Annotated in this window: 21 protein-coding genes, 1 tRNA gene and 1 other RNA gene; 11 read left to right on the top strand and 12 right to left on the bottom strand. The window is 65.2% G+C overall.

The window, feature by feature from the left end:
* Positions 1-175 precede the first annotated feature (175 nt).
* Positions 176-412, top strand: coding sequence for a hypothetical protein (locus CH302_RS00350; protein WP_037187758.1), 237 nt, complete (start codon positions 176-178; stop codon positions 410-412).
* Positions 413-424: 12 nt separating this feature from the next.
* Here CH302_RS00350 and CH302_RS00345 read toward each other — a convergent pair whose 3' ends face one another.
* The 5 genes from CH302_RS00345 to phoU are packed head-to-tail and all read right to left on the bottom strand — an operon-like array spanning position 425 to position 7,352.
* Entirely contained in the window at positions 425-2,737 is a 2,313-nt protein-coding gene (locus CH302_RS00345) for a DNA polymerase III subunit gamma and tau (protein ID WP_037188864.1), read from the bottom strand.
* 44 nt (positions 2,738-2,781) lie between these two features.
* Complete coding sequence (locus tag CH302_RS00340; protein WP_037187757.1) at positions 2,782-5,175, bottom strand: helicase-associated domain-containing protein; 2,394 nt, start codon at positions 5,173-5,175, stop codon at positions 2,782-2,784.
* Positions 5,176-5,226: 51 nt separating this feature from the next.
* Complete coding sequence (locus CH302_RS00335; protein ID WP_037187755.1) at positions 5,227-5,802, bottom strand: HhH-GPD-type base excision DNA repair protein; 576 nt, start codon at positions 5,800-5,802, stop codon at positions 5,227-5,229.
* Between the two features lie 55 nt (positions 5,803-5,857).
* On the bottom strand, positions 5,858-6,661 hold the full coding sequence (locus CH302_RS00330) for a transglutaminase-like domain-containing protein (RefSeq protein ID WP_052047332.1): 804 nt from the start codon (positions 6,659-6,661) through the stop codon (positions 5,858-5,860).
* 37 nt (positions 6,662-6,698) lie between these two features.
* Complete coding sequence (gene phoU, locus CH302_RS00325; protein WP_037187751.1) at positions 6,699-7,352, bottom strand: phosphate signaling complex protein PhoU; 654 nt, start codon at positions 7,350-7,352, stop codon at positions 6,699-6,701.
* Between the two features lie 105 nt (positions 7,353-7,457).
* On the opposite strand from phoU, the gene CH302_RS00320 reads away from it, so the two are divergent.
* Complete coding sequence (locus CH302_RS00320; RefSeq protein ID WP_037187749.1) at positions 7,458-7,787, top strand: YnfA family protein; 330 nt, start codon at positions 7,458-7,460, stop codon at positions 7,785-7,787.
* A gap of 25 nt (positions 7,788-7,812) precedes the next feature.
* On the opposite strand, the gene CH302_RS00315 is transcribed toward CH302_RS00320, so the two are convergent.
* Entirely contained in the window at positions 7,813-9,108 is a 1,296-nt protein-coding gene (locus CH302_RS00315; protein WP_037187747.1) for a lipase family protein, read from the bottom strand.
* Positions 9,109-9,231: 123 nt separating this feature from the next.
* Positions 9,232-9,903, bottom strand: a complete 672-nt coding sequence (locus CH302_RS00310) for a TetR/AcrR family transcriptional regulator (protein WP_037187745.1) — start codon at positions 9,901-9,903, stop codon at positions 9,232-9,234.
* 105 nt (positions 9,904-10,008) lie between these two features.
* Between CH302_RS00310 and CH302_RS00305 the strand changes: the two genes are divergently transcribed.
* Positions 10,009-11,526, top strand: coding sequence for an MFS transporter (locus tag CH302_RS00305; protein WP_037187742.1), 1,518 nt, complete (start codon positions 10,009-10,011; stop codon positions 11,524-11,526).
* Between the two features lie 60 nt (positions 11,527-11,586).
* Here the strand turns inward: CH302_RS00305 and CH302_RS00300 are convergent, their stop codons facing one another.
* Both CH302_RS00300 and ffs read right to left on the bottom strand, forming a co-directional pair.
* Positions 11,587-12,873 (bottom strand): aminotransferase class I/II-fold pyridoxal phosphate-dependent enzyme, encoded by a 1,287-nt coding sequence (locus tag CH302_RS00300; RefSeq protein ID WP_037187739.1) that lies wholly within the window; start codon positions 12,871-12,873, stop codon positions 11,587-11,589.
* A gap of 53 nt (positions 12,874-12,926) precedes the next feature.
* Positions 12,927-13,021: signal recognition particle sRNA small type (gene ffs / locus CH302_RS00295), an RNA gene on the bottom strand.
* Between the two features lie 95 nt (positions 13,022-13,116).
* On the opposite strand from ffs, the gene CH302_RS00290 reads away from it, so the two are divergent.
* A tRNA-Ser gene (locus tag CH302_RS00290) sits at positions 13,117-13,204 on the top strand.
* 246 nt (positions 13,205-13,450) lie between these two features.
* On the opposite strand, the gene CH302_RS00285 is transcribed toward CH302_RS00290, so the two are convergent.
* Both CH302_RS00285 and CH302_RS00280 read right to left on the bottom strand, forming a co-directional pair.
* Positions 13,451-14,197: a 3-hydroxybutyrate dehydrogenase gene (locus CH302_RS00285; RefSeq protein ID WP_037187737.1), complete on the bottom strand. Its 747-nt coding sequence runs from the start codon at positions 14,195-14,197 to the stop codon at positions 13,451-13,453.
* Entirely contained in the window at positions 14,194-15,591 is a 1,398-nt protein-coding gene (locus CH302_RS00280) for an MFS transporter (RefSeq protein WP_037187735.1), read from the bottom strand. Before CH302_RS00280 ends, CH302_RS00285 begins: the two co-directional genes overlap by 4 nt.
* Before the next feature lie 137 nt (positions 15,592-15,728).
* Here CH302_RS00280 and CH302_RS00275 point away from each other — a divergent pair, with 137 nt between their 5' ends.
* The 7 genes from CH302_RS00275 to CH302_RS00245 all read left to right on the top strand — a co-directional run bounded on the left by CH302_RS00275 (position 15,729) and on the right by CH302_RS00245 (position 24,823).
* Positions 15,729-16,637, top strand: a complete 909-nt coding sequence (locus CH302_RS00275; protein WP_176460616.1) for a LysR family transcriptional regulator — start codon at positions 15,729-15,731, stop codon at positions 16,635-16,637.
* Between the two features lie 307 nt (positions 16,638-16,944).
* Positions 16,945-17,043 (top strand): K(+)-transporting ATPase subunit F, encoded by a 99-nt coding sequence (kdpF, locus tag CH302_RS00270; protein ID WP_080734555.1) that lies wholly within the window; start codon positions 16,945-16,947, stop codon positions 17,041-17,043.
* Between the two features lie 4 nt (positions 17,044-17,047).
* Positions 17,048-18,820 carry a potassium-transporting ATPase subunit KdpA gene (gene kdpA, locus CH302_RS00265; protein ID WP_037187731.1) on the top strand — a complete coding sequence of 591 codons (1,773 nt, stop codon included), beginning with the start codon at positions 17,048-17,050 and terminating at the stop codon, positions 18,818-18,820.
* Positions 18,817-20,913 (top strand): potassium-transporting ATPase subunit KdpB, encoded by a 2,097-nt coding sequence (gene kdpB, locus CH302_RS00260; protein WP_037187729.1) that lies wholly within the window; start codon positions 18,817-18,819, stop codon positions 20,911-20,913. The genes kdpA and kdpB overlap by 4 nt, the downstream gene beginning before the upstream one ends.
* 1 nt (position 20,914) lies before the next feature.
* Positions 20,915-21,553: a potassium-transporting ATPase subunit C gene (locus CH302_RS00255; RefSeq protein WP_037187727.1), complete on the top strand. Its 639-nt coding sequence runs from the start codon at positions 20,915-20,917 to the stop codon at positions 21,551-21,553.
* A 32-nt stretch (positions 21,554-21,585) separates the two neighbouring features.
* Positions 21,586-24,132, top strand: coding sequence for a sensor histidine kinase (locus tag CH302_RS00250; protein ID WP_094649859.1), 2,547 nt, complete (start codon positions 21,586-21,588; stop codon positions 24,130-24,132).
* The gene (locus CH302_RS00245; RefSeq protein WP_037187725.1) at positions 24,125-24,823 is read left to right on the top strand and encodes a response regulator; all 699 of its coding nucleotides are present in this window, start codon (positions 24,125-24,127) and stop codon (positions 24,821-24,823) included. Before CH302_RS00250 ends, CH302_RS00245 begins: the two co-directional genes overlap by 8 nt.
* Here CH302_RS00245 and CH302_RS00240 read toward each other — a convergent pair.
* Positions 24,786-26,006, bottom strand: coding sequence for a diaminopimelate decarboxylase (locus CH302_RS00240; protein ID WP_141216561.1), 1,221 nt, complete (start codon positions 26,004-26,006; stop codon positions 24,786-24,788). The genes CH302_RS00245 and CH302_RS00240 overlap by 38 nt on opposite strands.
* Between the last annotated feature and the right edge of the window lie 29 nt (positions 26,007-26,035).

Raw genomic sequence — 26,035 nt, 5'->3', positions numbered from 1 at the left:
CATCGGTGCGAGGCCATGACAGACCTCAGCTCATGCCACAGTAGGGCCGCGGGTGGATCCGATATAAGGACCGAAACGAGCGTCCTCCATGACCGATCCGACTGTTGAGGTTTGAACGAAGTCGGCTCGGGACACCCCGATAGATCAGATCTACCGAGCGCGGAAGAAGACCTCCATGGAAACCGACGACGAACTGACCGTGGGCGCTCGCGTCAAAGTACGCATTCACTCCACCGGCACCGACGACGAGGCCGGTCAGGACGCCTACGAAACCGGAGCCATCGTCGAGGACTTCGGTGTTCAGACACCCGACACCACCTCACGGGACTGGGCGGTGGCACGGCGTTGGGCCGTGGCACTCGACAGTGGCCGCTTGGTGTTCGCCGACAACGAGGATCTCACCGTCGGCTGACGCGCCCGTCGATCAGATCTCTTTGAGCGGAACCGCTCCCAGCTCGCTGACCAGCAGCTCCATCGCGACGGTTTCCGGGTCTCGGCGCACCGTCGGATCGGCAGGCTCGGCCGCGGCCTTGAGCAGCTCTTCCTCGTCCTCCGGGGTCTCCGGTGGCGGTGGGCCTATCGGCTCGGGCTCGTCGGGGTAGTCCGGCGCTTCCGGCATCGGAATATCGTCCGCCCCGATGCCCGCCGAGGATCCGTCGCCCGCTGATCCGAACCCGTCCGACGTGGGACGGGGAGCCCCTGCCTGGCTCGGCCTCGAGAACTTCGGCAGCGACGCGGGTTTCGCTGCCGGTTCATCTTTTTTTGCTGATGACTGTTCCGGTGGTGCCGCGGCACCGACCAGACACACCACCGACCATTCGACGCCGAAGACGTCACGCAGAGCGTCGCGAATGACGTCGGCGTTGCGGGGTTCCTCCAGCCGCTTGGCCAACGGTGCCGAGTCGTGGCCGAGCGTGATGGTGCCGTTCTCGACGGTGCGCACCGAGGCACCGGAGAGCATCACCTCGACGGTCCGGCTGCGGTCTCGTACCTTCGTGCGCACCTCGGACCACACCGCGCGAACCGCAGCTGCATCGGGCTCGCTCGACGCGGCTGCAGGGGCCGCCACGGGTTCCGGTTCCGGCTCGAACACGGGATCCGGTTCGGGGCCGTAATCGTCCTCGGGCTCCGGCGGAAAATCCTCGTGCGGCACCGAGGCGGCGGGAACCGAGTCCTGTTGTGCAGAAACAGATTCCGGAGTCGGCTCGGGTGCCGGTTCAGGTTCTGGGGTCGGCTCGGGTGTCGGGACGGGCTCGGGTTCCGGGGTCGGAGTCGGCTCAGGTTCCGGGGTCGGAGTCGGCTCGGGTTCCGGGGCCGGTTCGGGTGTCGGGGCCGGCTCGGGTTCCGGAGCGGGCGCCGGTGCCGGTGCCGGAATAGAGGCAGCGGGTGCGGGCGCTACGGGAGCTGGCGCCGGTGCGGGCACCACGGGAGCGGGCGCTGCCGGCGGGCGCTGCGACGGTCGCTGGAACTTGCTCACCGGTGCCGGACCCGAGGGTGCGGGTTCCTCGGTGGGTTGCAACTGCGGTCGCGTCGGATCCGCGGCTGCCTGCGCGACGGCTGCTTGCTCCCCCGCCGGAAGGGTGACGTCCAAGCGACGTTCGACGCGTTCGAGTCGTTGCAGCACCGCGGACTCCGCATCGGAGGCCGAGGGCAGCAGCATGCGGGCGCACATCACTTCGAGCAGCAGACGCGGGGCCGTGGCACCGCGCATCTCGCCGAGTCCGGAGTGCACGATCTCGGCGTAGCGAGTCAGCGTCGCCGAACCCAACAGATCGGCCTCGTCACGCAGTCGCTCGAGTACGTCGCCCGGCACGTCGACCAGACCGCGTTCTCCGGCGTCGGGCACGGCCTTCATCAGGATCAGGTCTCGCATGCGATCGAGGAGGTCGATGGCGAAGCGACGCGGGTCGTGGCCCGCGTCCATCACCTTGTCGACGGTGCCGAACAGTGCGCCGCCGTCGCCGGCGGCCAATGCGTCGACGGCCTCGTCGATCAGTGCGACGTCGGTGACGCCAAGGAGTGACAGTGCCCGCGGGTACGTGACGCCCTCGGGCCCGGCTCCGGCCAGGAGCTGATCCATGACGCTGAGCGAGTCACGGGGCGAACCGCCGCCTGCGCGGATGACCAACGGGTAGACCGCATCCTCGACCGGGACCTGTTCCTGGCCACAGATCTTCTCCAGCAGAACGCGCATCGTCGACGGCGCGAGCAGCCGGAACGGGTAGTGGTGGGTACGCGAGCGGATGGTGGGGAGCACCTTCTCGGGCTCGGTGGTCGCGAAGATGAAGACGAGGTGCTCGGGTGGTTCTTCGACGACCTTGAGCAGCGCGTTGAAGCCTGCCGGGGTCACCATGTGTGCCTCGTCGATGATGAAGATGACGTAGCGCGATTCGGCCGGGGCGTACACGGCCTTGTCTCGCAGATCACGGGCATCGTCGACGCCACCGTGGCTGGCCGCGTCCATCTCGACGACGTCGAAGTTGCCCGGTCCGCCCGGCGCGAGGGCGACGCAGGAGTTGCACACGCCGCAGGGCGTCGACGTCGGACCTTCGGCGCAGTTCAGCGATCGGGCGAGGATGCGCGCCGAGGAGGTCTTTCCGCAGCCGCGCGGCCCGGAGAAGAGGTAGGCGTGGTTGATTCTGTTGCTGTCCAACGCCACGCTGATCGGCTCGGTGACGTGCTCCTGACCGACGACCTCGGCGAACGTCGCAGGACGGTACTTCCGGTAGAGGGCCACGCCCGAAAGGGTACCGGCGACCACGGACACGGTTGCATCGCCGGTCATTGTGGGCCGGTGGATACCGCTCTGATGTTCATGATGGCGAAGCTCTCGCGGCCGCCGGTCGATTCCGAGAGCGCGTACAGCCAGTGGCCGTCCTGCAGCGCATCCGAGATCGCGTGCCGCACGATGGCTCCCCTGGAGTTCTGGTAGTCGATGGAGACGGGTGTGCCGCGCGCTGCGGCGTCGGTCAACAGATCGAGCTCACGGGGCAGCAGCCGGCTGTGGGAGTCCAGTGCAGACCTCACTCGTGCCTCGTCGACGGTGCCGCTGCCACCGGCCAGCAGGAGCCGCGCGAGTTCTCGTGGTTCGCGTCGATGCTGCGCCGGATGGACGGCACGATGCGTCGGCCGGTTGTCTCCCGCGCGGACCCGAGGTGCGCTGTCGAGTTGGAGTTGCCCGGTGTCGGAGTGCCGCACCGGGGAGTATCCGTTCCTGCGGAGCACGGCGATGGTGTCGATCGGCGTGGCCGAACTGACGAGGACGGTGGGCGCGAGGCGCTGGAACTGCAGCACGGCCAGGGACTCGTCGGTCTCGATGTTCGTCAGTAGAACGACGTCCTCGGAGACGATGGCGCAGGGAATCCTGCGTACGGCCAGTGCGCCGTAGGTGCGCCAGCAGTCCCGGATCGTGTAGCTCAGAGCCTGAGGCAGGTCGGTGTCGGCCATCGCGGTCAAGGCATCGATCAACGCCTCGCCGGTGCCGCCGGTGCCGAAGAAACCCCGGATGGTCGCCGGGGTGAACCGCCAGACCGATGCGACGTCCCTCGACTCGGGCTGCGCGGCCGCGCCGAGTATCGACGCCACTTCGGTACTGGGTGGCCCGGTCACCACCGCCGTGGAATCGGGCAGCAGCCGTACGGAGAACGGAACCCACTCGGCCATGTCCTGCAACTGTGCGGCCAGAGCCGCACGAATTTCGCGAGGGTCACCGTCTCGACCCGCAGAAAACTCGGTGAGCGTGCGGCACAGATCGGTCGGCGCACCGTCGGCCAGTATCCCGAGTCGACCGGCCTCCAGCCACAGCGCGTGCACGTGACCGGGCCCGGCGCTCGTCGAGACGACCGGGATGTGCCAGTCCAGGTACCGGTCGAAGTCCTCGGAATCGCGCAGAACCGTCACCGGTGAGTCGGCGTCCTCGTATCGGAGCAGAGCTGTCAGCGCCGTCGCGCGCAGGTCCGCTGCCGCGGGGTCGTCGAGCATCTTCTTGAGCACCGGAACCGTCTTCTGCGACGCACGGGGCACTCGGTGAGTGGGAGTGAAAGGCGAACTCCACCACGCGGTCACCAGCGTGGCCGCCTGTTCGGCTCGGGTGCTCGTCGACCACGTCTCGTAGGCCGCAGTCAACGCGACGCCGGTCTTTCCGCGTTCGGCCAGCAGCCCGGCTTCGTGTGCCAGCATCAGCATCAACGCGGTGTCGTGTTCGTCGGCGAATCCCAGCCTGCTCGTCAGAGACCGGAGCTCCTTGGCACTGATGCCACCGGTCTTCATCGTCGTCAGGCCGTCGGCGTCGACGGTCGTCAGCAATGCCTGCGTGTGTTCGCAGAACTGCAGCAGCGCAATGGAACGAGTGCGCCGCACGTCGTCGTGCGAGAGCACTCGGGTGTCGAAGGTCGGCGGCGTGAGTTCGATGGGCAGACGCCACCCGACCCCTCGCAGGGCGATGCTCACCTCCAGCGGCATCTCGACACGGTGCCCGTCGAGTCGATACAACAATCCCCGCTCGAACGCGGCTGCGCCCGCAGTCGGAGGAACATCGAAGATCAGTGACACCGGCTTACCATCGACGAAGCGAGACAACATCTCTCGCATCTCCTCCGGCCCGCCGTCGAACAGTGCGCGGATACGCTCGGGCGTCATCGCAGTTGCAACGGAGTCGGCGCGCGCCCCTCGCTCGAGCGTCGGGTCGATACCGAGGATCGACAGCACAGCCAGCCGGTCCTGCTCGACGGCGCAGTGCAGGAACAGCTTTCGCTGCCTGCGGGCAAGTCCGAACGGATGCGAGAACACCCCGGACAGATCGATGGCCGAATACTCGACGGTGCCTGCGCCGGGTGAGGAGTGCGGCCAGATCAACCCGTAGGCCGTCAGTGTGGCGAGAGCGGCATCGATGTGCGGTGTCTCGTTGATCGGGCCCTCACTGGCCCAGTGCCCGATCTCGGCGCGGCTCAGATCGCCCATGAGCGCGAACAATTCGAGGAGAGCGAGCGCGCCGCTGTCGAGTCGACGCGGCAGCATCGACACCCGAGACGGTGCACCGAGCAACTGCGCGAGCAAGCCGAACGAGCGCGGTGGCGGGTCGGTGGCCACGTCCGGCCGACGGTGCAGCAGATCGGTCAGTGCGTCCTCGTCGAGAGACGCCAGCCAGCCCTCGTAGGTCCCGATACTCTCGGTCATCTCGCCCCCCGGTGAAAGTTCTGGTCACTGTATCGACGGGCGCCGACAGACTTACTTGTTCTTGGCTGCGGCTTTCGCTGCCTTCTTGAACTCGCGTACCTCGAGCAGCGATTTCTCGTCCACCACGTCGGCGATGGATCGACGCGCACCGTCGTCGCCGTACGCTCCGGCGGCCTTGCGCCACCCGTCGGGCGTGACACCCATCTGCTTGCCGAGCAGTGCGAGGAAGATGCGGGCCTTCTGATCGCCGTAGCCGGGGAGCGCTTTGAGACGCTTGAGCACTTCGGCACCGTCGGGATCGTCGCGGGTCCAGATCTCCTGCGGCTTCCCGTCGTAGTTCTCGACCAGGAACGCCGCGAGCCCCTGGATGCGCTTGGCCATCGAACCCGGGAACCGATGTACGGCCGGGGTCTGCGCGCACAGGGCCGCGAATTCCTCTGGATCGGCGTCGGCGACGGTGTCGACTTTCAGGTCACCGAGACGATCGACGAGCTTCTTCGGTCCTGCGAACGCCGATTCCATCGGTACCTGCTGATCGAGCAGCATGCCGATCAGCAGTGCGAACGGATCCTCGGCGAGCAGTGCATCGGCCTCAGGATCGCCGACGAGGTGCAGTGTGCGAGACATGAGATCGATCCTGCCATGCCCTGCGATGGCGGGCGCCAGGAGCAGAGCGTGCAGGTCAGGTGATCGAGACCAACTGGGTGATGTCGTCGAAGGGCAGCGGGCCGTCGACGACGGCACCGACGACGGCGCTGTTGAGGATGATCGATCCGCCGTGGTTGTCGAGGAAGGCGGTGTCGGCTGCGTCGCGTCCGGTGGCGATGCGCACCAGGGTCGATCGCGGTGCGAGGCACGTCGCGTCCACCACTCGCCACTGTCCTTCGACGAATGCTTCGGCGACAGCGTGGAAGTCCATCGGGTCGCAGCCCGGTGCGTACACCGCGACCAGGCGAGCGGGGACGTTGACTGCGCGCAGCAGTGCCACCACGAGGTGGGTGTAGTCGCGGCACACTCCGGCACCGGCGAGGAGGGTGTCGACCGCGCCGTCGATGGGGTCGCTGCTGCCCGGTACGTAGCTCAGCCGCGCTCCGACCCAGGACGAGACCTCGGCGAGCAGCTTCTCCGACGGCGGGTAGGACCCGAATTCCGTTGCCGCGAAGCCGAAGAACTTGTCTGCCTCGGAGTATCGGCTGGGCCGCAGGTACAGCGAGAGGTCGTAATCGGAGACCGGAGCAGGCTCGGTGTTGCCGTAGATCGTTGCCGAGTACGACGCCTCGAGCTTGCCGACTCCGGCGTGGATCTTGTGGATGCGGGTGCCGTGTGCACCGCTGATCTCCTGCGCTTCGATCGGCTGACCGTCGAGTGTGAACGAGAGTGCTTCCCACACATCGGTTCCTGGATGCGGAGCGATTGCGATCTGGAACTCGAGGGTGCTGGCCTCGGTCACGTCGACATCGAGGTACGCAGAGACGTCACGTTTCATCGTGCCGATCCTGCCATCTTCGGGCCGTTCGCGCAGACTATGACTCGTCGGTGAGGCGATCGCCGGTCACCAGGAAGATGACTCGTTTGGCGACCTCGACGGTGTGGTCGGAGTATCGCTCGTAGAAGCGTCCGAGCAGCGTGATGTCCACTGCGGCCGGGACGCCGTGCGGCCAGTCGGGTGCGGAGGTCAGCATGAACAGGCTGCGGTGCAGCGCGTCCATTTCCTGATCCTGGATTCGCAGGTCGGCGGCGAGTTCGGCGTCTCGGGTTTCCAGGACGCGCTGCGTTGCCTCCGCCTGCGCGACGGCAACTCGACCCATCTGCTCGAACACACCCTCGACCTCGGGCGGCAGTACGTGCGCGGGATGGCGACGACGGACCAGTTCTGCGACGTGGACGGCGAGGCCGCCCATCCGCTGCAGATCGGCGACGATGTTGATTCCGGAGACGACGCGTCGTAGATCGTGGGCAACGGGTGCCTGCAGGGCCAGGAAGCCGAAGGCTCCGTGTTCCCAGTCGGCCGCGAGTGCGTCGATCTCCTCGCGGTATTCGATGGTCTGCTCGGCCAGCACGATATCGGCGGTCAGCAGCGCACTGGTGGCGTCGACCATCGCCTTTTCGGCAATTCTCGACATTTCGGACAGGTTCGACGCCAGTGAGTCCAGCGCCTCCGTGTAACTGTCCCGCATGTACCACTCACCCCTACCGAATCGGCCCTCGACGCGGGGCCTGTAGGCCTGTACCCCCAAACGCATCCTTCTACACCGAGTCGCTGCTGTGGGAGCCTTTGTCGCATGAACATTGTGAGGTCGGTCATGCTGTTCGCGGTGGCAGCCGTGTTCGAGATCGGTGGGGCATGGCTGGTGTGGCAGGGAATCCGCGAGCATCGCGGGTGGCTCTGGGCGGGAGCGGGCGTGATCGCCCTCGGCGCCTACGGCTTCGTCGCCACCCTCCAGCCCGACGCGAACTTCGGTCGCATCCTCGCCGCGTACGGCGGAGTGTTCGTCGCTGGATCTCTGGTGTGGGCGATGGTGCTCGACGGCTTTCGACCCGACCGCTGGGACATCACCGGTGCGTCGATCGCACTGATCGGTGTCGCGGTGATCATGTACGGCCCGCGCTGATTCGCACGGGCCGTACTTCGACAGATCAGCAGTTGGACGGCGCGGGCACTCCGTAGAACCGGTCCTTGATCCAGTTCTGCGCCTCGCCGAGGCCGAGGAGGTCCGGAATGAGGTGTCCTGCACCGGAACCCGGCACGATGGCCGGAACCTGCGCGGCGCTCAGCTGCACGGTGGCACCCTTGCCGCACCAGTCACCGGCCAGTCCGACGGCCTGTCCGTGGGGAACGATGTCGTCGGACGTACCGGACTGAATCAGCACCGGAGCATTCGGCGTCCGCTCGCCGATCTTGTTCTTGGCCAGGACCTCCTGAGCGACGGGCAGCCTGTCCAGCACCACCGACAACGGCTCACCGGTCTTGGTGTACTCGTTGGTGCGGTGCAGCCCGACGTTCAGAATCGTTTCTCCGACACACTGATTCGCGACCAGATTCAGCATGGCCTTGCCTGCGTCGTTGATGTTCTCGTCGATGATGGGCCGCAGGCCGGGGTCGGAGTTGAGCAGACCGTTGAGGGTGTATCCGATGACGCCGGTCAAGATGGTGCCGTCGACCTGCTCGAGGGTCGCCTTCAGATCCGCGGGAGGTGCGCCTGCGTAGGTGCCGACGAGATTCATCTCGGGTGCGTACTCATCGGCGAGTTCCGCTGCGGCAGCGGCTGCGCCACCACCCTGGGAGTAGCCGTACGCGGCCACCGGGCCGTCAGCGGAGATCTTCGTGCCCTGCAGGTTCTGCGCCGCGCGGGCCGCGTCGAGCACAGCGTGAGCTTCCGAGGCGCGGTTGACGTAGGTGTGCGCACCCGGTGTACCGAGACCCTCGTAATCGGTGATGACCACGCCGTATCCCTGCGAGAGCAGCGAGTACGCCGCGAGCACCTCGTACTCGACCATGAAGCCGAGCGGCGGGGTGTAGGTGATGACGTTGTTGAGCATCTTCGACGGCGCACACTGATCACCCTGACCCTGGGTTCCCGGGGCGAGGACGACGAGCGGACGCGGGCCGGGCCCGGTCCACTCCGCGGCAGGATCGATGTAGGTTCCCGTGACGGCATTGGCTGCATCGTTGGAATCGGTGCTGCGGTACATGATTCGCGTTGCCGCGCCGGGCAGCGGACCGCCGATTCCGGGGACCGACAGAGCCAGATTCGACGGCTCCGACCGAATCACGTCACCCGGCGAGCCTGCGGGCAGCGGACTCGGTGGAACGTAGAAGTCGGATTCGACGGTCGAACCCGTGGACGGAGCAGCCGACACGGCCGGTGCCGTCACCCCGATGAACACTGCCGCCACTGCGACGGCCGAACCGAACACGCGCTTGTACCGCACCCTGGAAACCCCCAACGTCGATCACTTGTCTTCAAGTGAGCGCTACCCCGTGTAGCACTTATCGTGACGCACCTTACGTGATGCACCACACAACGCATAGGGGCTGGTTCGGGCTCCTCACGATCAGCGACGTCGGCGATGCATTGCCGTCTTGGCCGTGTCGACCTCGTCGCTGGTGAACGGACGCCCCGGCAGAGCCGATCGGGGGATGCCGTCACCCCGCAAGCCGTCGAGCAACACAGTGAAGTAGCGACGCCAGTTGGCGGCGTCGACGGCGCTGGAGAATTCGACGCACGAGCCGATCATGCCGAGCACGGGATAGAAGTCGTTGACCGCCACGTCCGGCCGTAGCTGCCCGGAGGCCAGTGCTCGATCGACGATCTTCTCGAAGAACGGATCGATGCGCGAGCGAACCTGAGCAATACCGCGGCAGCCCTCGTCGGACCCGAGGACGACGTCACCGAGACCGCGGTCCGCCGACATTCCCTCACACACATCGGTCAGGAACTGCACCAGCCCCTCCCATGGATCCTGGGCCTCGAGCGCGCGCTGTGCGGTGGCGAGCATGTCTTCGAGACGCTGCTCGAACACGCCGTCGATCAGTTCTTCCTTACACGAAAAGCGTCGATAGACGGTGCCGACGCCCACCTTGGCGTGCGCTGCGACGTCGTCGAGCGTGATGTCGATGCCGTGCGAGGCGAACAGCTCACGGGCCGCGTCGACGATGCGTCGTCGATTTCGCTCGGCATCTGCCCGTAGCGGCTTCGATGCCGCTGTGTCCGCTCTCACACTCATTCGATGTCCGTTTCACCCGATAAGCGGAGGACATTCCTCCGCTTAGCTGCTACCTTAGCTCTACAACCGGAGGGTACACCTCCGCATAGTCGAACCGAGGACACTATGACCACCCTTTCATCGGAGAACGTGGGCGACGCCACGTCGACCACCTCGCCGGTCGACGAACGTTCGCATCGGAATCGTTGGCTGATTCTCGCGACGCTCGGACTGGCTCAGCTCATGGTCGTGCTCGACGCGACCATCGTGAACATCGCACTCCCTGCCGCCCAGCTCGACCTGGGCTTCGACAACGCCGACCGCTCCTGGGTCGTCACCTCGTACGCACTCGCGTTCGGCAGCCTGCTGCTGCTCGGTGGACGACTGAGCGACCTCTTCGGACGACGCAACACCTTCCTCATCGGGCTCGTCGGCTTCGCGCTGATGTCGGCAGTGGGCGGCGCGGCCGTCAACTTCGGCATGCTCGTCGCGGCTCGCGCCGGTCAGGGTCTCTTCGGCGCTCTGCTCGCCCCCGCGGCCCTGTCCCTGTTGGCCACCACCTTCACCGACACCAAGGAACGCGCCAAGGCATTCGGCATCTTCGGTGCCATCGCCGGCGGCGGCGGCGCTCTCGGCCTGCTGCTCGGCGGCATGCTCACCGAATGGGCCAACTGGCGCTGGAGCCTGTACGTCAACCTGATCTTCGCCGCGCTCGCCTTCGTCGGTGGGTTCCTGTTCCTGGCCAAGCACAAGGTCGATGTCCGGCCCAAGCTCGACATCCCCGGCACCCTCGCCGTCTCGGCCGCACTGTTCTCCATCGTCTACGGCTTCGCTCACGCCGAGTCCGACGGCTGGGGCAACGCGGTCACCCTCGGATTCCTGGCCGCAGGTGTGGTGCTGCTCGCGGTGTTCGTGACCATCCAGATGCGCGTCGAGCATCCGTTGCTGCCGTTGCGGATCGTCCTGAACCGGACTCGTGCAGGGTCGTTCCTCGCCGTATTCGTCACCGGCGCGGGCATGTTCGCAGTGTTCCTGTTCCTGACCTACTACCTGCAGAACACGCTGAAGTACACACCCATCACCACCGGGTTCGCGTTCATGCCGATGATCGCGTCGCTGATCCTCACCGCGACACTGTCGACCGCGCTGGTTCTCCCCCGCTTCGGACCCCGCATCCTGATGACGACCGGCCTGGTCGTGGCGTCCATCGGCATGGCACTGCTGACGCAGATCGACGTCGACAGCAGCTACGTCACGCACATCCTGCCCGGCCTGGTCATCATGGGCCTCGGCCTCGGTGCCACCATGGCCCCGGCCATGCAGGGCGCGATCTCGGGCGTCGATCCGGACGACTCCGGCGTCGCATCGGCAACGGTGAACACGATGCAGCAGGTCGGTGGTTCGATCGGCACCGCGCTGCTGAGCACCGTGGCCGCCAATGCGGCGACCAGCTACGTCAGCTCGAACATGGCGACGGCAACCGATGCGGCACTGCTGCAGGCCAACGCGGAGATCGCCAGCTACACCACCACGTTCTGGTGGGCGTCGGGAATCTTCCTGCTCGGCGCGGTGCTCTCGGCCACGCTTCTGAAGAACGGACCGTTGCCTTCGGCTCCCGAAGGTGCGGTAGTCGTCGGGCACTGAGCGGCTTCGCCGCATGTGAGCGGAACCTCGTAGCAGGCTACGAGGTTCCGCTCACGTGCGTCAGCCTTCGAGCAACTTTTCGGTCGCGGCCAGCAATACGCAGGTCGCGACGCCGTCCATCGACTTCTCCAGCTCACCGAGTGAGGGGAAGCTCGGGGCGAGGCGAATGTTCTTGTCTTCCGGATCTTTTCCGTACGGGAAGGCCGAACCGGCGGCGGTCAGAGCGATTCCGGCGTCCTTGGCCAGCGCGATCGACCGCGCGGCCGTGCCCTCGAGCACGTCGAGGCTGATGAAGTAACCGCCCTTGGGTTCGGTCCACGATGCGATCTTCGACGCACCGAGCCGGTCCTCGAGAATCTGCTGCACCAGTGCGAACTTGGGAGCCAGGATCTCTCGATGCTTGGCCATGTGGGCCCGCACACCTTCGGCATCACCGAAGAAACGCAGGTGCCGCAGCTGGTTCAGCTTGTCCGGGCCGATGCTCTTCTTGCCGAGGTGCTTCTGATACCAGGCGAGGTTCTCCTCGGAGCTGCCGAAGAAGCTGACGCCCGCACCGGCGAACGTGACTTTCGACGTCGAGGCGAACACGAACGCACGATTGGGGAAACCGGCCTCGGCGGCCATGCCGATGACGTCGTAGGACGGCGCGAATTCCTCGGTCAGCGGATGCACCGCGTAGGCGTTGTCCCAGAACAGACGGAAGTCGGGTGCAGCAGTGGGCATGGTGGCCAGCGCGCGAACCACGTCCTCCGAGTACACGGCACCGGTGGGGTTCGAGTAGTTCGGGACCACCCACATGCCCTTGATCTGCGGATCCGACGCCACCAGGTTGGCGATCTCGTGCACGTCCGGGCCGTCGGGTCCCACGGGAACGGGGATCATCTCGATGCCGAAGCTCTCGGTGATCGCGAAGTGCCGGTCGTAGCCGGGGGACGGGCACAGGAAGCGCACGTTCGGCTCGGCCGACCAGGCTCGCGGCGAGTCGGGCAAACCGTGCAGCAGCGCCCAGACGACGAGGTCCTGCATGATCTCGAGGCTGGCGTTGTTGCCGGCCAGCAGATTCTTCACCGGGATGCCGAGGAGTTCACCGAAGATGGCCCGCAGTTCCGGCAGGCCGGCAAGGCCGCCGTAGTTGCGGCAATCGGTGCCGTTGCCGTCCTTGAAATCCGCGCCCGGGAGCGTCAGCAGGTCGGCTGCGAGATCGAGCTGCTCGGGTGACGGCTTGCCACGGGTGAGGTCGAGTGCGAGTTTCTCGGTCTTGAGCTGCGTGTACTTCGCGCTCTGCCGCTCGTGCTCGGAGGCGAGCTCCTCATGGTTCATCAGACCCAACTGGGTTTGCGCTGACATGCGGAGCGGCCTCTCGGTGACTGGTTCCCCGGACAGTGTTGATGTCACTGAAATAAAGGGGACCCCGCGCACCCGGCAGAGCCCATTGACCCTTGCTGCCTTCCGGCCCTGGGGGAGTTCACAGGATGCGCGCCGCGCGGGATCCGTTAGAAAGTGTAGCCGCCTCCCGTCGGGCAACGCATCACCACCCTTCACGCCTCCCGATTTGGGAGATGGTGGGGGTAACCGGGTAAGCTCCCCCACGGAGGATTCGCCTAGTGGCCTATGGCGCTCGCCTGGAACGCGGGTTGGGTTAACGCCCTCAGGGGTTCAAATCCCCTATCCTCCGCCAGAGAAGCCCCCGTGACACGTCACGGGGGCTTCTTGCTGTTCTAGGGTGTTGCCATTCGCCTGCCCGCGTCAACCGGGGCCGCGCGCCCACCCCGTTCGCGTCTACCCCGTTCGCGTCAATGGACCATTGCACCGGTCAGACGTATGCAGTGGTCCATTCACGCGGCGGCGCGCTCTGCGTCAATGGCACATTGCTGCGTCCAGACGTATGCAGTGGTCCATTGACGCCGAGCGGGCGACACCGAATCTAGCGAGCCGACCAACCACCGTCCATGGTGTACGACGCGCCGGTGACCATGCCCGCGTTCTCGGAGGTCAACCAGCCAACCAGTGAGGCGACTTCGTCCGGTTCGACGAGTCGCTTGATGGCGGCCTCGGTCAGCAGGACTTTCTCGAGTACCTCGTTCTCGGGGATGTCGTGTGCCTTGGCCTGGTCGGCGATCTGTTTTTCCACCAGCGGCGTTCGGACGTATCCCGGGTTGACGCAGTTGCTCGTCACTCCGTGGGCGGCACCTTCGAGGGCCGTCACTTTCGACAGTCCTTCCAGTGCGTGCTTGGCGGTGACGTAGGCGACCTTGAATTCCGAGGCCCGCAGTCCGTGCACCGACGACAGGTTGATCACTCGACCGAAGCCGCGAGAGTACATGTGCGGCAACGCAGCTCGAACGAGCAGGAACGGAGCCTCGACCATCAGCGTCTGAATTCTGCGGAACGCGCCGGGGTCGAAGTCGACGATCGGTGCGACGGTCTGGATGCCCGCATTGTTGACCAGGATGTCGACGTCCAAGCGGAGGTCGTCCAGCGCGGTGGTGTCGAGCAGATCCACCGACCAGACGTCACCGCCGATCTCCGACGCCAATTCTTTTGCCGCAACGTCGTTCACATCGGCGACGGTGACGTGTGCACCCCGGCCGGCCAGCTCGCGAGCGCAGGCGGCCCCGATGCCGGACGCTCCCCCGGTGACGAGGGCGGAGCGTCCGTTCAGGTCGGTCACTTGAGACCGGCCTTCGCCAGCTCGGCCTCGGTGGCCAGGTTCTTGGCGTCGGCGATGTCGATGCTCTCGAGCGCCAGTCCCTTGGTCTCCCGAGCGACGACGACCGCCACGACGGTGATGGCGCAGGCCACGGCGAGGTACACCGCGATCGGGACGGACGATCCGTAGACGTCGAGCAACTTCACGGCGATGATCGGGGCCAGCGAACCGGCGACGATCGAGGTGACCTGGTAGCCGAGGGACACACCGGAGTACCGCATCCGCGTCGGGAACATCTCGGCCATGATGGCCGGCTGTGTGGCGTACATGAAGGCGTGGAACATCAGGCCGATGATGATGGCCAGCATGATGACGACGTTGTGGCCGCTGTTCATCATCGGGAAGGCGAAGAAGCCCCACGTGGCCGCGGTGACGGCACCGGCGAAGTAGACCGGGCGACGACCGACGCGGTCGGCGAGCTTGCCCACCAACGGAATCGTGCAGAAGTGGATCGCGTGGGCGATCAGCATCCACCACAGGATCGTGGAGGTATCGGTACCCACCTCGACCGAGAGGTACGTGATGGAGAAGGTGACGACGAGGTAGTACATGACGTTCTCACCGAAGCGCAGTCCCATCGCGGTGAAGACGCCACGCGGGTAACGCTTGACGACCTCGAAGACGCCGTACGACGCGGCCTTGATGACCTCGGCCTGCTTGTGGGCCTCGAGGAAGATCGGGGCGTCGGAGACCTTGGTGCGGATGTAGTAGCCGACGAAGACGATGACGGCGGAGAGCCAGAACGCGACGCGCCAGCCCCAGCTGAGGAAGGCCTCGTCGGACAGGGTGGTGGTCAGAACGAGCAGCGCGACGGTGGCGAGCAGGTTGCCTGCGGGGACGCCTGCCTGCGGCCAGCTGGCCCAGAATCCGCGAGACTTGTTGGGGCTGTGTTCTGCGACGAGGAGAACCGCGCCGCCCCATTCGCCGCCGACGGCGAAGCCCTGGATGAATCGCAGCGTCACCAGCAGGGCCGGGGCCCAGTAGCCGATCGCCTCGAAGGTCGGTAGGCAGCCCATGAGGAATGTGGCTCCGCCGACGAGGACGAGGCTGAACTGCAGCAACTTCTTTCGGCCGTACTTGTCGCCGTAGTGGCCGAAGACGATGCCGCCCAACGGCCTGGCGACGAAGCCGACGGCGTAGGTGACGAAGGCCGCGAGGATCGCGTCGAGCTCACTGGTTCCGGCAGCGAAGAAGATCTTGCTGAACACCAGTGTTGCGGCGGTGCCGTAGAGGAAGAACTCGTACCACTCGACGATGGTGCCTGCCATCGATGCTCCGACGACCTTCTTGAGGCCTGTGGGGGTGGCATCGGGATCCGGTTCGGGTCGTTCTGTCAGCGGCTGATCGACGCTCATGTTTTCTCCTGTGTTACTCAGCACGTCACGTTCATGCATGTGATGGACCACACAACTGCGGGTTGCTCTGAGTATTGGTGCAGATGTTTGTGGGCGCAAGAGCCATGAACGCAGGTCGGATCTGCAAAACTGCACACATGACGCTCGGTGGCGCGAAGATCCCCAGTGCAGACGACCTGCTGGTGCTGCTCGCTGTCAGTCGAACCGGTCGTTACAGCTCCGCGGCCGACGACCTGGGGATCAACCACACGACCATTTCCCGACGCATCGCCGCACTCGAGGACACGCTCGGCGGCCGCGTCCTGACCCGAGGTGCCGGTGGCTGGGAACTGACACAGCTGGGCCGCGGCGCGCTGGCCGCTGCCGAGGCCGTCGAGGATGCACTGCGGACCCTCGTCTCGACCGACGCAGGTGCATTGGAGGGCGTCGTACGTATTTCTGCGACCGATGGATTCAGCGCCTACATCGCGGCTCCGGCCGCCGCGCGGGTGCAACGTGCTCATCCGCGGGTGTCCGTGGAGATCGTCGCGGTCACCCGGCGGGCGTCGCAGCAACGATCTGGCCTGGACATCGAGATCGTCGTCGGCCAACCGCAGGTGCATCGCGCCGAGGCCATCCGACTCGGGGACTACCTACTCGGCCTCTATGCATCCGAGGCCTATCTGGAGGACCACGGAACGCCGCAGGTGCCGGCCGACCTCTCCGCACACCCGTTCATCTATTTCATCGATTCCATGTTGCACGTCGACGATCTGGATCTGGCCCCCAACTTCACCCCGACGATGCGCGAATCGGTCACCTCCACCAACGTCTTCGTCCACGTCGAGGCCACTCGCGCCTCGGCGGGCATCGGACTGCTGCCGTGCTTCATGGCCGACCGCCACCCCGACCTACGACGAATCCTGCCCGACGCCATCGCGGTGAAACTGACCTACTGGCTCGTCACCCGCACCGAAACCTTGCGACGACCGGAGGTCTCAGCAGTGGTCGACGCGATCCGCGCGGTCGTCACCGAGCAGCGCTCGGCTCTGCTGGGAGAGAGCTGACTAAAAGGCCGCGTCATATTTGTGTCATGACTGAATTCCCAGGCGTAAAGGATCCGTAAGGATCGTCTTCAGGCCAATTTCGACGGCGTAAACATATCGGTGACCGGAGGGCCATAAGCCCTCCGGCCAGCGCTGATGATGCGTTGGACCGCCAGCGCTGAAGATGCGTTGGACCGCACTATGTCGAAGAGGCTCGAACGTTCATGGCTGATTTGGGTTATCTCCTCGTCACGGCCGCGGGATTCGGTGTGTGTGCACTGATCCTGCGGGCGTTGGCGACCACTGCCACTACGAAGGCGAAGGCGAAATGACGCTCGACGGAACCATCAACGTCGTACTCGTGGTGATCGCCGCCGCAGTGGTCATCTATCTGTTCGTCGCTCTGCTCGACCCGGAGAGGTTCTGAGAACATGACTGCAGCTCTGGCAGCATCGCTCCAGATCCTCGTGGTCGTCGTCGTTCTGGCGATCGCGTACGTGCCCCTCGGCGACTACATGGCGAAAGTCTTTGCCACCGAACATGATGTCGATACAGACGCAGGAAGCCTCGGTGCCGCGGGGAGTACAGCCACCCTGCAGCGCACCCGCGGCGGCACGACCGTGTGGGCAGATCTTCGTATCGAAAGGCTGATCTACCGCCTCTGCCGGATCGACCCACGGTCCCAGCAGACCTGGGTCGGATACGCACTCTCGCTACTCGGCTTCTCTGCTGCGAGCGTCCTCTTTCTCTATGTGCTGCAACGAATTCAGGGTGTACTTCCACTGAACGGAGGACTGTCGGGAGTGAGCCCGTCGGTCGCATTCAACACCGCGATCTCCTTCGTCTCCAACACCAACTGGCAGTCGTACACACCCGAGACGACGATGTCGAACCTGACACAGCCCCTGGGCTTGGCAGTGCAGAACTTCGTTTCTGCCGCAGTCGGCCTCGCTGTCGCCATCGCCGTCATCCGAGGCTTCGTGCGCGTGCGGACCGGCGGCGAGATCGGAAACTTCTGGGTCGATCTCGTTCGAGGAATCCTACGTATCCTTCTACCTCTGTCGTTCGTCATCGCGCTGATTCTGCTGACGCAAGGCGTAATTCAGTCCTTCAGCACAGGTTTCGCCTCGACGGGGCTCGACGGGTCGTCCGTCTCCAATGCATTGGCTCCCGTCGCGTCACAGGAAGCGATCAAGGAACTGGGCACCAACGGTGGCGGGATCCTCGGCGCGAACTCCGCGCACCCGTTCGAGAACCCGACCCCGTTGTCCAACGTCGTCGAGATCATCTCGATCCTGCTCATCCCGGTGGCACTGACCCGCACCTTCGGCACGATGGTCGGCGACCGTCGTCAAGGTCTGACCCTGCTGGCAGTCATGGCGACGCTGTTCGCAGCTCTCCTCACCGTCGCTGCCGTCGCGGAGTCCGGTGCGCGCGGCGTCGCAGCACAGGCCGCAGGTTCGATGATGGAGGGCAAGGAAGTTCGGTTCGGCATCCCCGGATCCACACTTTTCGCCGTCGCAACGACGGGAACCTCCACCGGCGCAGTCAATTCCGCACACGACAGCATGTCCCCGCTCGGCGGAGGAGCAGTCCTGCTCAACATGCTCTTCGGCGAAATCGCCCCGGGTGGTGTCGGAACCGGACTGTACGGACTGCTCGTGCTGGCGATCATCGCGGTGTTCGTGGGTGGACTCCTCGTCGGCCGTACGCCCGAGTATCTCGGCAAGAAGATCGGGCAGCGCCAGATCACTCTCGCCGCACTGTCGGTACTCGTGATGCCCGCATTGGTTCTGATCGGCACGTCGATCACCGTGATCCTGTCCTCGACGACCGGCTTCCAGGGCAATTCGGGTGACCCGGGCACGCCGGGATCGATCCACGGATTCACCGAGGTCCTCTACGCCTACGCCTCCGCCTCGAACAACAACGGCAGCGCGTTCGGCGGGTTGACCGTCACCAGCGACTGGTTCCAGACCTCCCTGGGCATCGCGATGCTGCTCGGACGCTTCCTGCCGATCATCTTCGTGCTGGCACTGGCCGGTTCGCTCGCCACGTCCAAACGCACCGCTCCGAACCCGGGAACTCTTCCCACGACCGGACCGCTGTTCACCGGACTGGTACTCGGAACCGCCGTTCTTGTTGCGGCACTGACCTTCTTCCCGGCCCTGGCTTTGGGCCCGATCGCAGAGGCACTGCAATGACCGTCACCTCATCCAGGCTCATCGACGACGAGTCCGACGTCGACGACTCCCCCACCCCGGTTCGATCCGGTTACTTCAGCCCCCGGCAGATGTGGACGTCACTGCCGTCCGCGTTCGCCAAACTCGACCCTCGGCATCTTGCCCGCAACCCGGTCATGTTCGTCGTACTCATCGGCTCCGTCGTCACCACCGTGCTGGCGGTCCTCAATCCTTCCGTTTTCTCCTGGCTCGTAGCGGCGTGGCTGTGGTTCACGCTGTTGTTCGCCAACCTTGCCGAGTCCGTGGCCGAGGGCCGAGGCAAGGCCCAGGCCGCGAGCCTGCGTGCCGTCAAGCGAGACACGGTCGCGCGCCGTCGGACATCGAACGGGACCATCGAAGAGGTTCCCGGCACCGAATTGAAGGTCGGTGACGAGGTCGTCGTCTCGGCCGGCGAGATCATTCCGGGAGACGGCGATGTCATCGAAGGCATTGCGAGCGTGGACGAGTCGGCCATCACCGGCGAATCTGCGCCGGTCGTCCGCGAATCGGGCGGTGACCGTTCCGCAGTGACCGGCGGCACCGGAGTGCTCTCCGACGAGATCGTCGTACGGATCACCGCGGCCCAGGGCCAGACTTTCGTCGACCGCATGATTGCCCTCGTCGAGGGTGCATCGCGCCAGAAGACCCCGAACGAGATCGCGCTGAACATCCTGCTGGCTTCGCTGACGATCATCTTCATGCTGGCCGTCGTCGCGATCGGACCGATGGGCGCGTACGGCGGCGAGCAGCAAGACCCGATCAAGCTGATCGCGCTACTGGTGTGCCTGATTCCGACCACCATCGGAGCGTTGTTGTCCGCCATCGGAATTGCCGGTATGGACCGACTGGTTCAGCGCAACGTCCTGGCGATGTCCGGCCGCGCCGTCGAGGCAGCGGGCGACATCGACACGCTCTTGATGGACAAGACCGGCACGATCACCTTCGGCAACCGTCGCGCCACCGGACTTCATCCCGCACCCGGCACGACGGCAGGCGAACTCGCGGCAGCAGCACGGTTGTCCTCACTCGCCGACGGCACACCCGAAGGTCGCAGCATCGTCGATCTGTGCGGACTGGAATACTCGTTGCCGCTGCACGCCACGGACACCGAGAAGACCGGCGAGTTCGTCGCCTTCACCGCCCAAACCCGCATGAGCGGAATCGATCTCGACGGCACCCAGGTCCGCAAGGGTGCATCCGATTCGGTGCTGGCATGGGTGCGCAGCAACGGCGGTCCCTCGATCGCCGTCGAGATAGACGACATCTCGAACAGCATCGCCGAGATGGGCGGGACACCCCTGGTGGTCGCCACTGCACCCCAGGGCGGTCCTGCCCGCGCACTGGGTGTCATCGAACTCTCCGATGTCGTCAAACCCCACATCGCGGAACGATTCGCTCAGTTGCGGGCCATGGGCATCAGGACCGTCATGGTCACCGGTGACAATCCGAGGACTGCGAAAGCCATTGCAGCCGAGGCAGGTGTCGACGACTTCCTCGCCGAGGCCACACCCGAGGACAAGCTTGCGTTGATCCGCAAGGAGCAGGAAGGCGGCCGGCTGGTCGCGATGACGGGCGACGGCACCAACGACGCCCCCGCTCTGGCACAGGCCGATGTCGGCGTCGCGATGAACACCGGAACGTCGGCCGCAAAAGAGGCCGGCAACATGGTGGATCTCGATTCCGATCCGACCAAGTTGATCGAGGTCGTCGAGATCGGTAAGCAGTTGCTGATCACCCGCGGAGCATTGACGACGTTCTCCCTCGCCAACGACCTCGCGAAGTACTTCGCGATTCTGCCGGCGATGTTCAGCGTCGTCTACCCACAACTCGACGGCCTCAACATCATGCGGCTCGCCACCCCCGAATCGGCGATCCTGTCCGCGGTCATCTTCAACGCTCTGGTGATCATCGGGCTGATTCCGCTGGCGCTCAAGGGTGTTCGTTACGTCCCGTCGAGCGCTTCGACACTGCTGCGCCGCAATCTGCTGCTCTACGGAGTGGGCGGCGTCATCACCCCGTTCATCGGGATCTGGCTCATCGACCTCGTCGTTCGTTTCATCCCAGGGATAGGCTGACATGCGTTTCGTACAGAGATTTCTCGGTCAGATCGTGGCAGGACTGTCGGTGCTGCTGGCACTGACGGTCATCGTCGGTATCGGGTATCCAGCGGCGGTATGGGCGGTGAGCCGCATCGGATCCAGCTCTGCCGAGGGGTCGCCGCTGCGTGACGCGAACGGGTGCATCGTCGGTAGCAGCCTGATCGGGGTCGACCCGCAGGTCGAAGAGGGAGCGCCGGATCCGTTCTTCCACAACCGAGTGACCGGATCCATCTCCGACGAGGATGCCTTTGCCGTGAGCGACCCGGCCGCGTCGTTGCCGACCAACCAGGGCCCCAGTAGCGAAGCACTGGCGGCATTCATCGAGGAACGTCGTGCCGTCATCGCCGAGCGTGAAGGCGTCGACCCGGCCGCTGTGCCGGTGGACGCGGTCACCGGATCCGGCTCGGGTATCGATCCCGATATCAGCCCCGCCTACGCCGCGATCCAGATCCCACGCGTCGCGCAGGTCAACGATATGAGCGTCGACGCGGTGACGGCTCTGGTGGCCGAACACACCAACGGCAGGCAGCTCGGGTTTCTCGGCAACGAGACGGTGAACGTGCCGGAGCTCAATGTCGCTCTGGGACTGACGGCACCGGGGTGCGGAACGAGCTGAGCCTCGACGGTCCAGGGCAGCGGGTAGACGACATGGGAAAAAAGACAGGCAAGCGGGGGTCCGGCGGACTCGATCGCGGTGAGCTGCGCATCTATCTCGGGGCCGCGCCGGGGGTCGGTAAGACCTTCGCGATGCTCGGTGAAGCGCACCGCAGGCAAGAACGTGGGTGCGACGTGGTCGCGGGCGTGGTGGAAACCCACGGCCGCGCCCGCACCGCCGCACTACTGGACGGCATCGAACTGGTTCCTCCGCGGATAGTCCACTACCGCGGATCGATCGCTCAGGAACTCGATGTCGCAGCGATCATCGAACGCGAGCCTTCCCTCGTGCTCGTCGACGAACTCGCCCACACCAACACCCCGGGTAGCGCCCATGAGAAGCGCTGGCAGGACGTCGAGGAATTGCTGGCAGCGGGAATCGATGTGGTCTCGACCCTGAATGTGCAGCATCTGGAGAGTCTCAACGATGTCGTCGAGCAGATCACCGGTGTGCCGCAACGAGAAACAGTCCCGGATTCGGTGGTACGGGCAGCGGAACAGATCGAATTGGTCGACGTGGCTCCAGAAGCGCTGCGCCGCAGACTCTCCCACGGCAATATCTACGCAGCCGAGAAGGTCGACGCAGCGCTGAGCAACTATTTCCGGCAGGGCAATCTGACTGCCCTGCGCGAACTGTCGTTGCTGTGGATCGCCGATCAGGTCGACGCTGCGTTGGCGAAATACCGTAGTACACATGACATCACCGACACGTGGGAGGCACGCGAGCGTGTTGTCGTCTCGGTGACCGGTGGACCGGAGTCCGAGACCCTGCTGCGTCGTGCGAGCCGGATTGCCTCGCGGTCCAGCGCAGAACTGATGGTGCTGCACGTCATCCGCGGCGATGGCCTTACCGGTGTCTCGGCACCGCAGATGGGGAAAGTCCGCGTACTCGCAGCGAGCCTCGGCGCGAGTATGCACAGTGTCGTCGGTGACGACGTGCCGACCACGCTGCTCGACTTCGCACGGGGGGCCAACGCAACCCAGCTCGTCATCGGAACCTCGCGGCGGTCTCGCTGGGCCCGGATACTGGACGAGGGCATCGGCGATGCGGTCATTCAGAACTCGGGCAAGATCGACGTGCACATGGTCACCCACAACCAGATCAGTCGAGGTTTTCGGCTCGGGCGGCTGATCCCGCCCAACCCGAAGCACCGACGAATTCTGTCCTGGGTTGCCGCAGTGGTCGTACCCGTCGTCTCGGCCCTGGCGATGCTGTTGGTGGATCCATATCTCGATCTCGGCGGCGAGAGTGCCCTGTTCTTCATGGTCGTACTCGCCGTTGCGCTCCTGGGCGGCGTTGCGCCCGCGGCACTGTCGGCGTTGATCGCAGGATTGTTGCTCAACTACTTCTTCGCCGATCCGCGGTACAGCTTCACCATCGCCGAACCCGACAATTTCGTCACCACCGTTGTGCTGCTCATCATGGCAGTGGCGGTGGCATTTCTCGTCGACGCGGCCGCCCGACGCACCCGCGAAGCACGGCGAGCGTCACAGGAAGCCGAGCTCCTGACACTGTTCGCCGGAACTGTGTTGCGCGGCGGCGACATTCGAACGCTGTTGGAACGAGTCCGCGAGACGTACTCTCAGCGCGCGGTCTCGATCATCAGAGGTGCTGGTGTCATCGTCGAATCCGTCGGTGACTCTCCACCCTCCGTGCCCGACGACGCCGACACCGCGATCGACACCCCCGACGGTTCCTTCACGTTGCTCCTGGCCGGTACCAAAACCGGTGCTCACGATCGACGTGTGCTCAGCGCAGTGGCCAACCAGGCAATGGGTCTGATCAGGCAGACCGAACTCGCTCAGGAGGCCAGCACCGCCGCAGGCCTGAAGGAAGTCGACCGTCTTCGGCGGGCGCTGCTGTCCGCGGTCAGCCACGACCTACGAACACCGCTCGCCGCGGTCAAGGCTGCGGTGTCGAGTCTGCGCGCGACCGATGTGGAATTCTCGGTCGAAGACACCGCTGAACTCTTGGCGACCATCGAGGAATCGACCGACCAGCTGACGGGTCTGGTGGGCAACCTGCTCGATTCATCGCGATTGGCCGCGGGGGTCATCAAGCCGAGCCGGTCCATCGTGTACGTCGAGGACGCCGTGGACGCAGCGCTCGTCGGAACGCACACGGGTCGCGAGCTCGTCGTCGTCGATGTCGACGACGTCGCAGTCTCCGCAGACGCAGGTCTGCTCGAGCGCGTGCTGGCGAATCTGATCGACAATGCGCTGCGACACGCACCCGGATCGCCGGTGCGGGTCGGGGCCGCCTACATCGGCGACCGAGCGGTGATCACCGTTGCCGACAGCGGCCCTGGGATCGCTCCCGGAAGCGAAGAGGCTGTGTTCGAGTCCTTCCAACGATCGGGCGACCGCGACAACACCACGGGCGTCGGACTCGGACTCTCCGTGGTGCGCGGCTTCGTCGAGGCCATGGGAGGCTCGGTGACGGTGTCCGATACCGCCGGTGGCGGGGCGACCATGACCGTCGAATTGGCCCGAGCGGAATCGACTGCCAGAAGCGACCTCTCCGAGCAGACCCATGGGTGAATCCCGTTCCGCGATCAAGGTTCTGGTTGTCGACGACGAGCCGCAGATCGTGCGCGCACTGCGCATCAACCTCGCCGCCCGCGGTTACAACGTCGTCACCGCGGCCACCGGGACCGGCGCGCTACGCGCCATTGCGTCCGAGCACCCCGATGTCGTCATTCTCGACCTCGGACTGCCCGACATCGGCGGCCTGGACGTGCTCGCCGGTGTGCGAGGATGGAGCGAGATTCCGGTGATCGTGCTGTCCGCGCGCACCGACAGCGGTGACAAGATCGACGCTCTCGACGCCGGTGCCGACGACTACATCACCAAACCGTTCGGGATGGACGAATTCCTGGCCCGGCTACGCGTCGCTGTCCGCAGACGAGCCATCACGACGTCCCCTACGGACCCGCTGGTGACCACCTCGTCCTTCACCGTCGATCTGGCCTCCAAGAGGGTGACCAGGGACGGCGAGATCGTGCATCTCACGCGTACAGAATGGGGAGTCCTCGAGATGCTGGCCCGCAATGCAGGCAAGCTGGTGGGGCAGAAAGAACTACTCCGAACTGTCTGGGGTCCCGGGCACGATCACGGCTCCAACTATCTGAGGATCTACATGTCTCAACTTCGACGCAAGCTCGAAATCGATCCGGGCAAGCCCCGACATCTCATCACCGAGACGGGAATGGGGTATCGACTCGTGGAATGAACCGGACCGGAGCTGGCATCTCGGGGAGCAGATCCAGATGGTGGGCCTGCCCGTCGGACAGTGTCAGGACGCTCGGGCAGTCGCCGGGACCGTCGGCGATCGCGAGGACGTCACCGACCCGAACATCTGCCGGGAGCGACACTGCCGAGTCGATGACGCACCGACGCAGAGGATCACTGCCATCGGCGAGTACGAACACTTCCTCGCCGCCCAGGCTGTGACGGTTGGCGATGACCGCCGCGGCCGGACCGGCAGGGGCGCAACCGGTTCCACCGTCCACCACCACGACGACTCTGTGTGAATCTGTCCGGTCGATCGACCGGACGCGGCACACCGTCACCACGGACGCGTCGGTGATCGACTCCCCGGTCTCGACGGCAAGCTGCGGACGCGGAAAGCGATGCCGAATGCAGCCTTCGTCGATGGCGTCTTCGACGACGTCGGACAGGAGCGCAGCATCGAGTCCCGTCGGAGAATCGATCCGTAGATGCAGGCGATTGCCGAGCACGCCGTGATCTCGGTAGGCCTGAGCCATCACCCCGAGAGACTCGACGATCCGTGCGAACACGCCGTCGAGGGTGGATGCGCTGCATTCGACACCGTCGAATACCGTTGCAGGGCAATCGACAACCTGAGCGATGACGTTCTCCGCGTAGTCACGATTGCCGTCGGTGCTGACCAGAGTCGACTGTGCGACGGCTACGGCACGGTCCGCATCCGAAATCCGGTGAAGACCTGCGGCGACGACGATTCGGCCCACTCGCTCACCCACCGGAAGTGACAGAAGCAGATCTGCAGCCTGTGCGCTGTGCGCTCGGCCGACGATGTGCGAGGGATCGACACCGAGCTGCCGGGCCGACGACAACGCTGCCATCGACTCGACGACAAGCGTCAAGTGCTGCTCCCCTATCCAGCGCGCGACAACCGGTGCCAGCACACTGCCTGGCCTGTAGAGCATTTCGGCTGTGAACGACCCGAGCGCGATGCGATTGCACCTACCGCGCAGGCTGGTTTCGTCGATCACGCACACCGGCGTCGAGTAACGATCGGCAATGTCGTCGAGAAACATTCCTGCCACCGTCACTCGACCGTGTCGATAGTGCGTCGTACTCGGCCACACGGCATGATCCAACCGCGACGACAGTGCACCTCTGAGCGACGGCAGATAATCCAACAGAGTCATCGAACACATCTCCTCGTCGATACCGGACC

It is taken from the genome of Rhodococcus sp. 15-2388-1-1a, from assembly GCF_002259145.1.
Taxonomy (GTDB): Bacteria; Actinomycetota; Actinomycetes; order Mycobacteriales; family Mycobacteriaceae; genus Rhodococcoides.
Note: the sequence above shows the minus strand (reverse complement) of the source record. Positions and strands in the feature narration are given on the sequence as shown.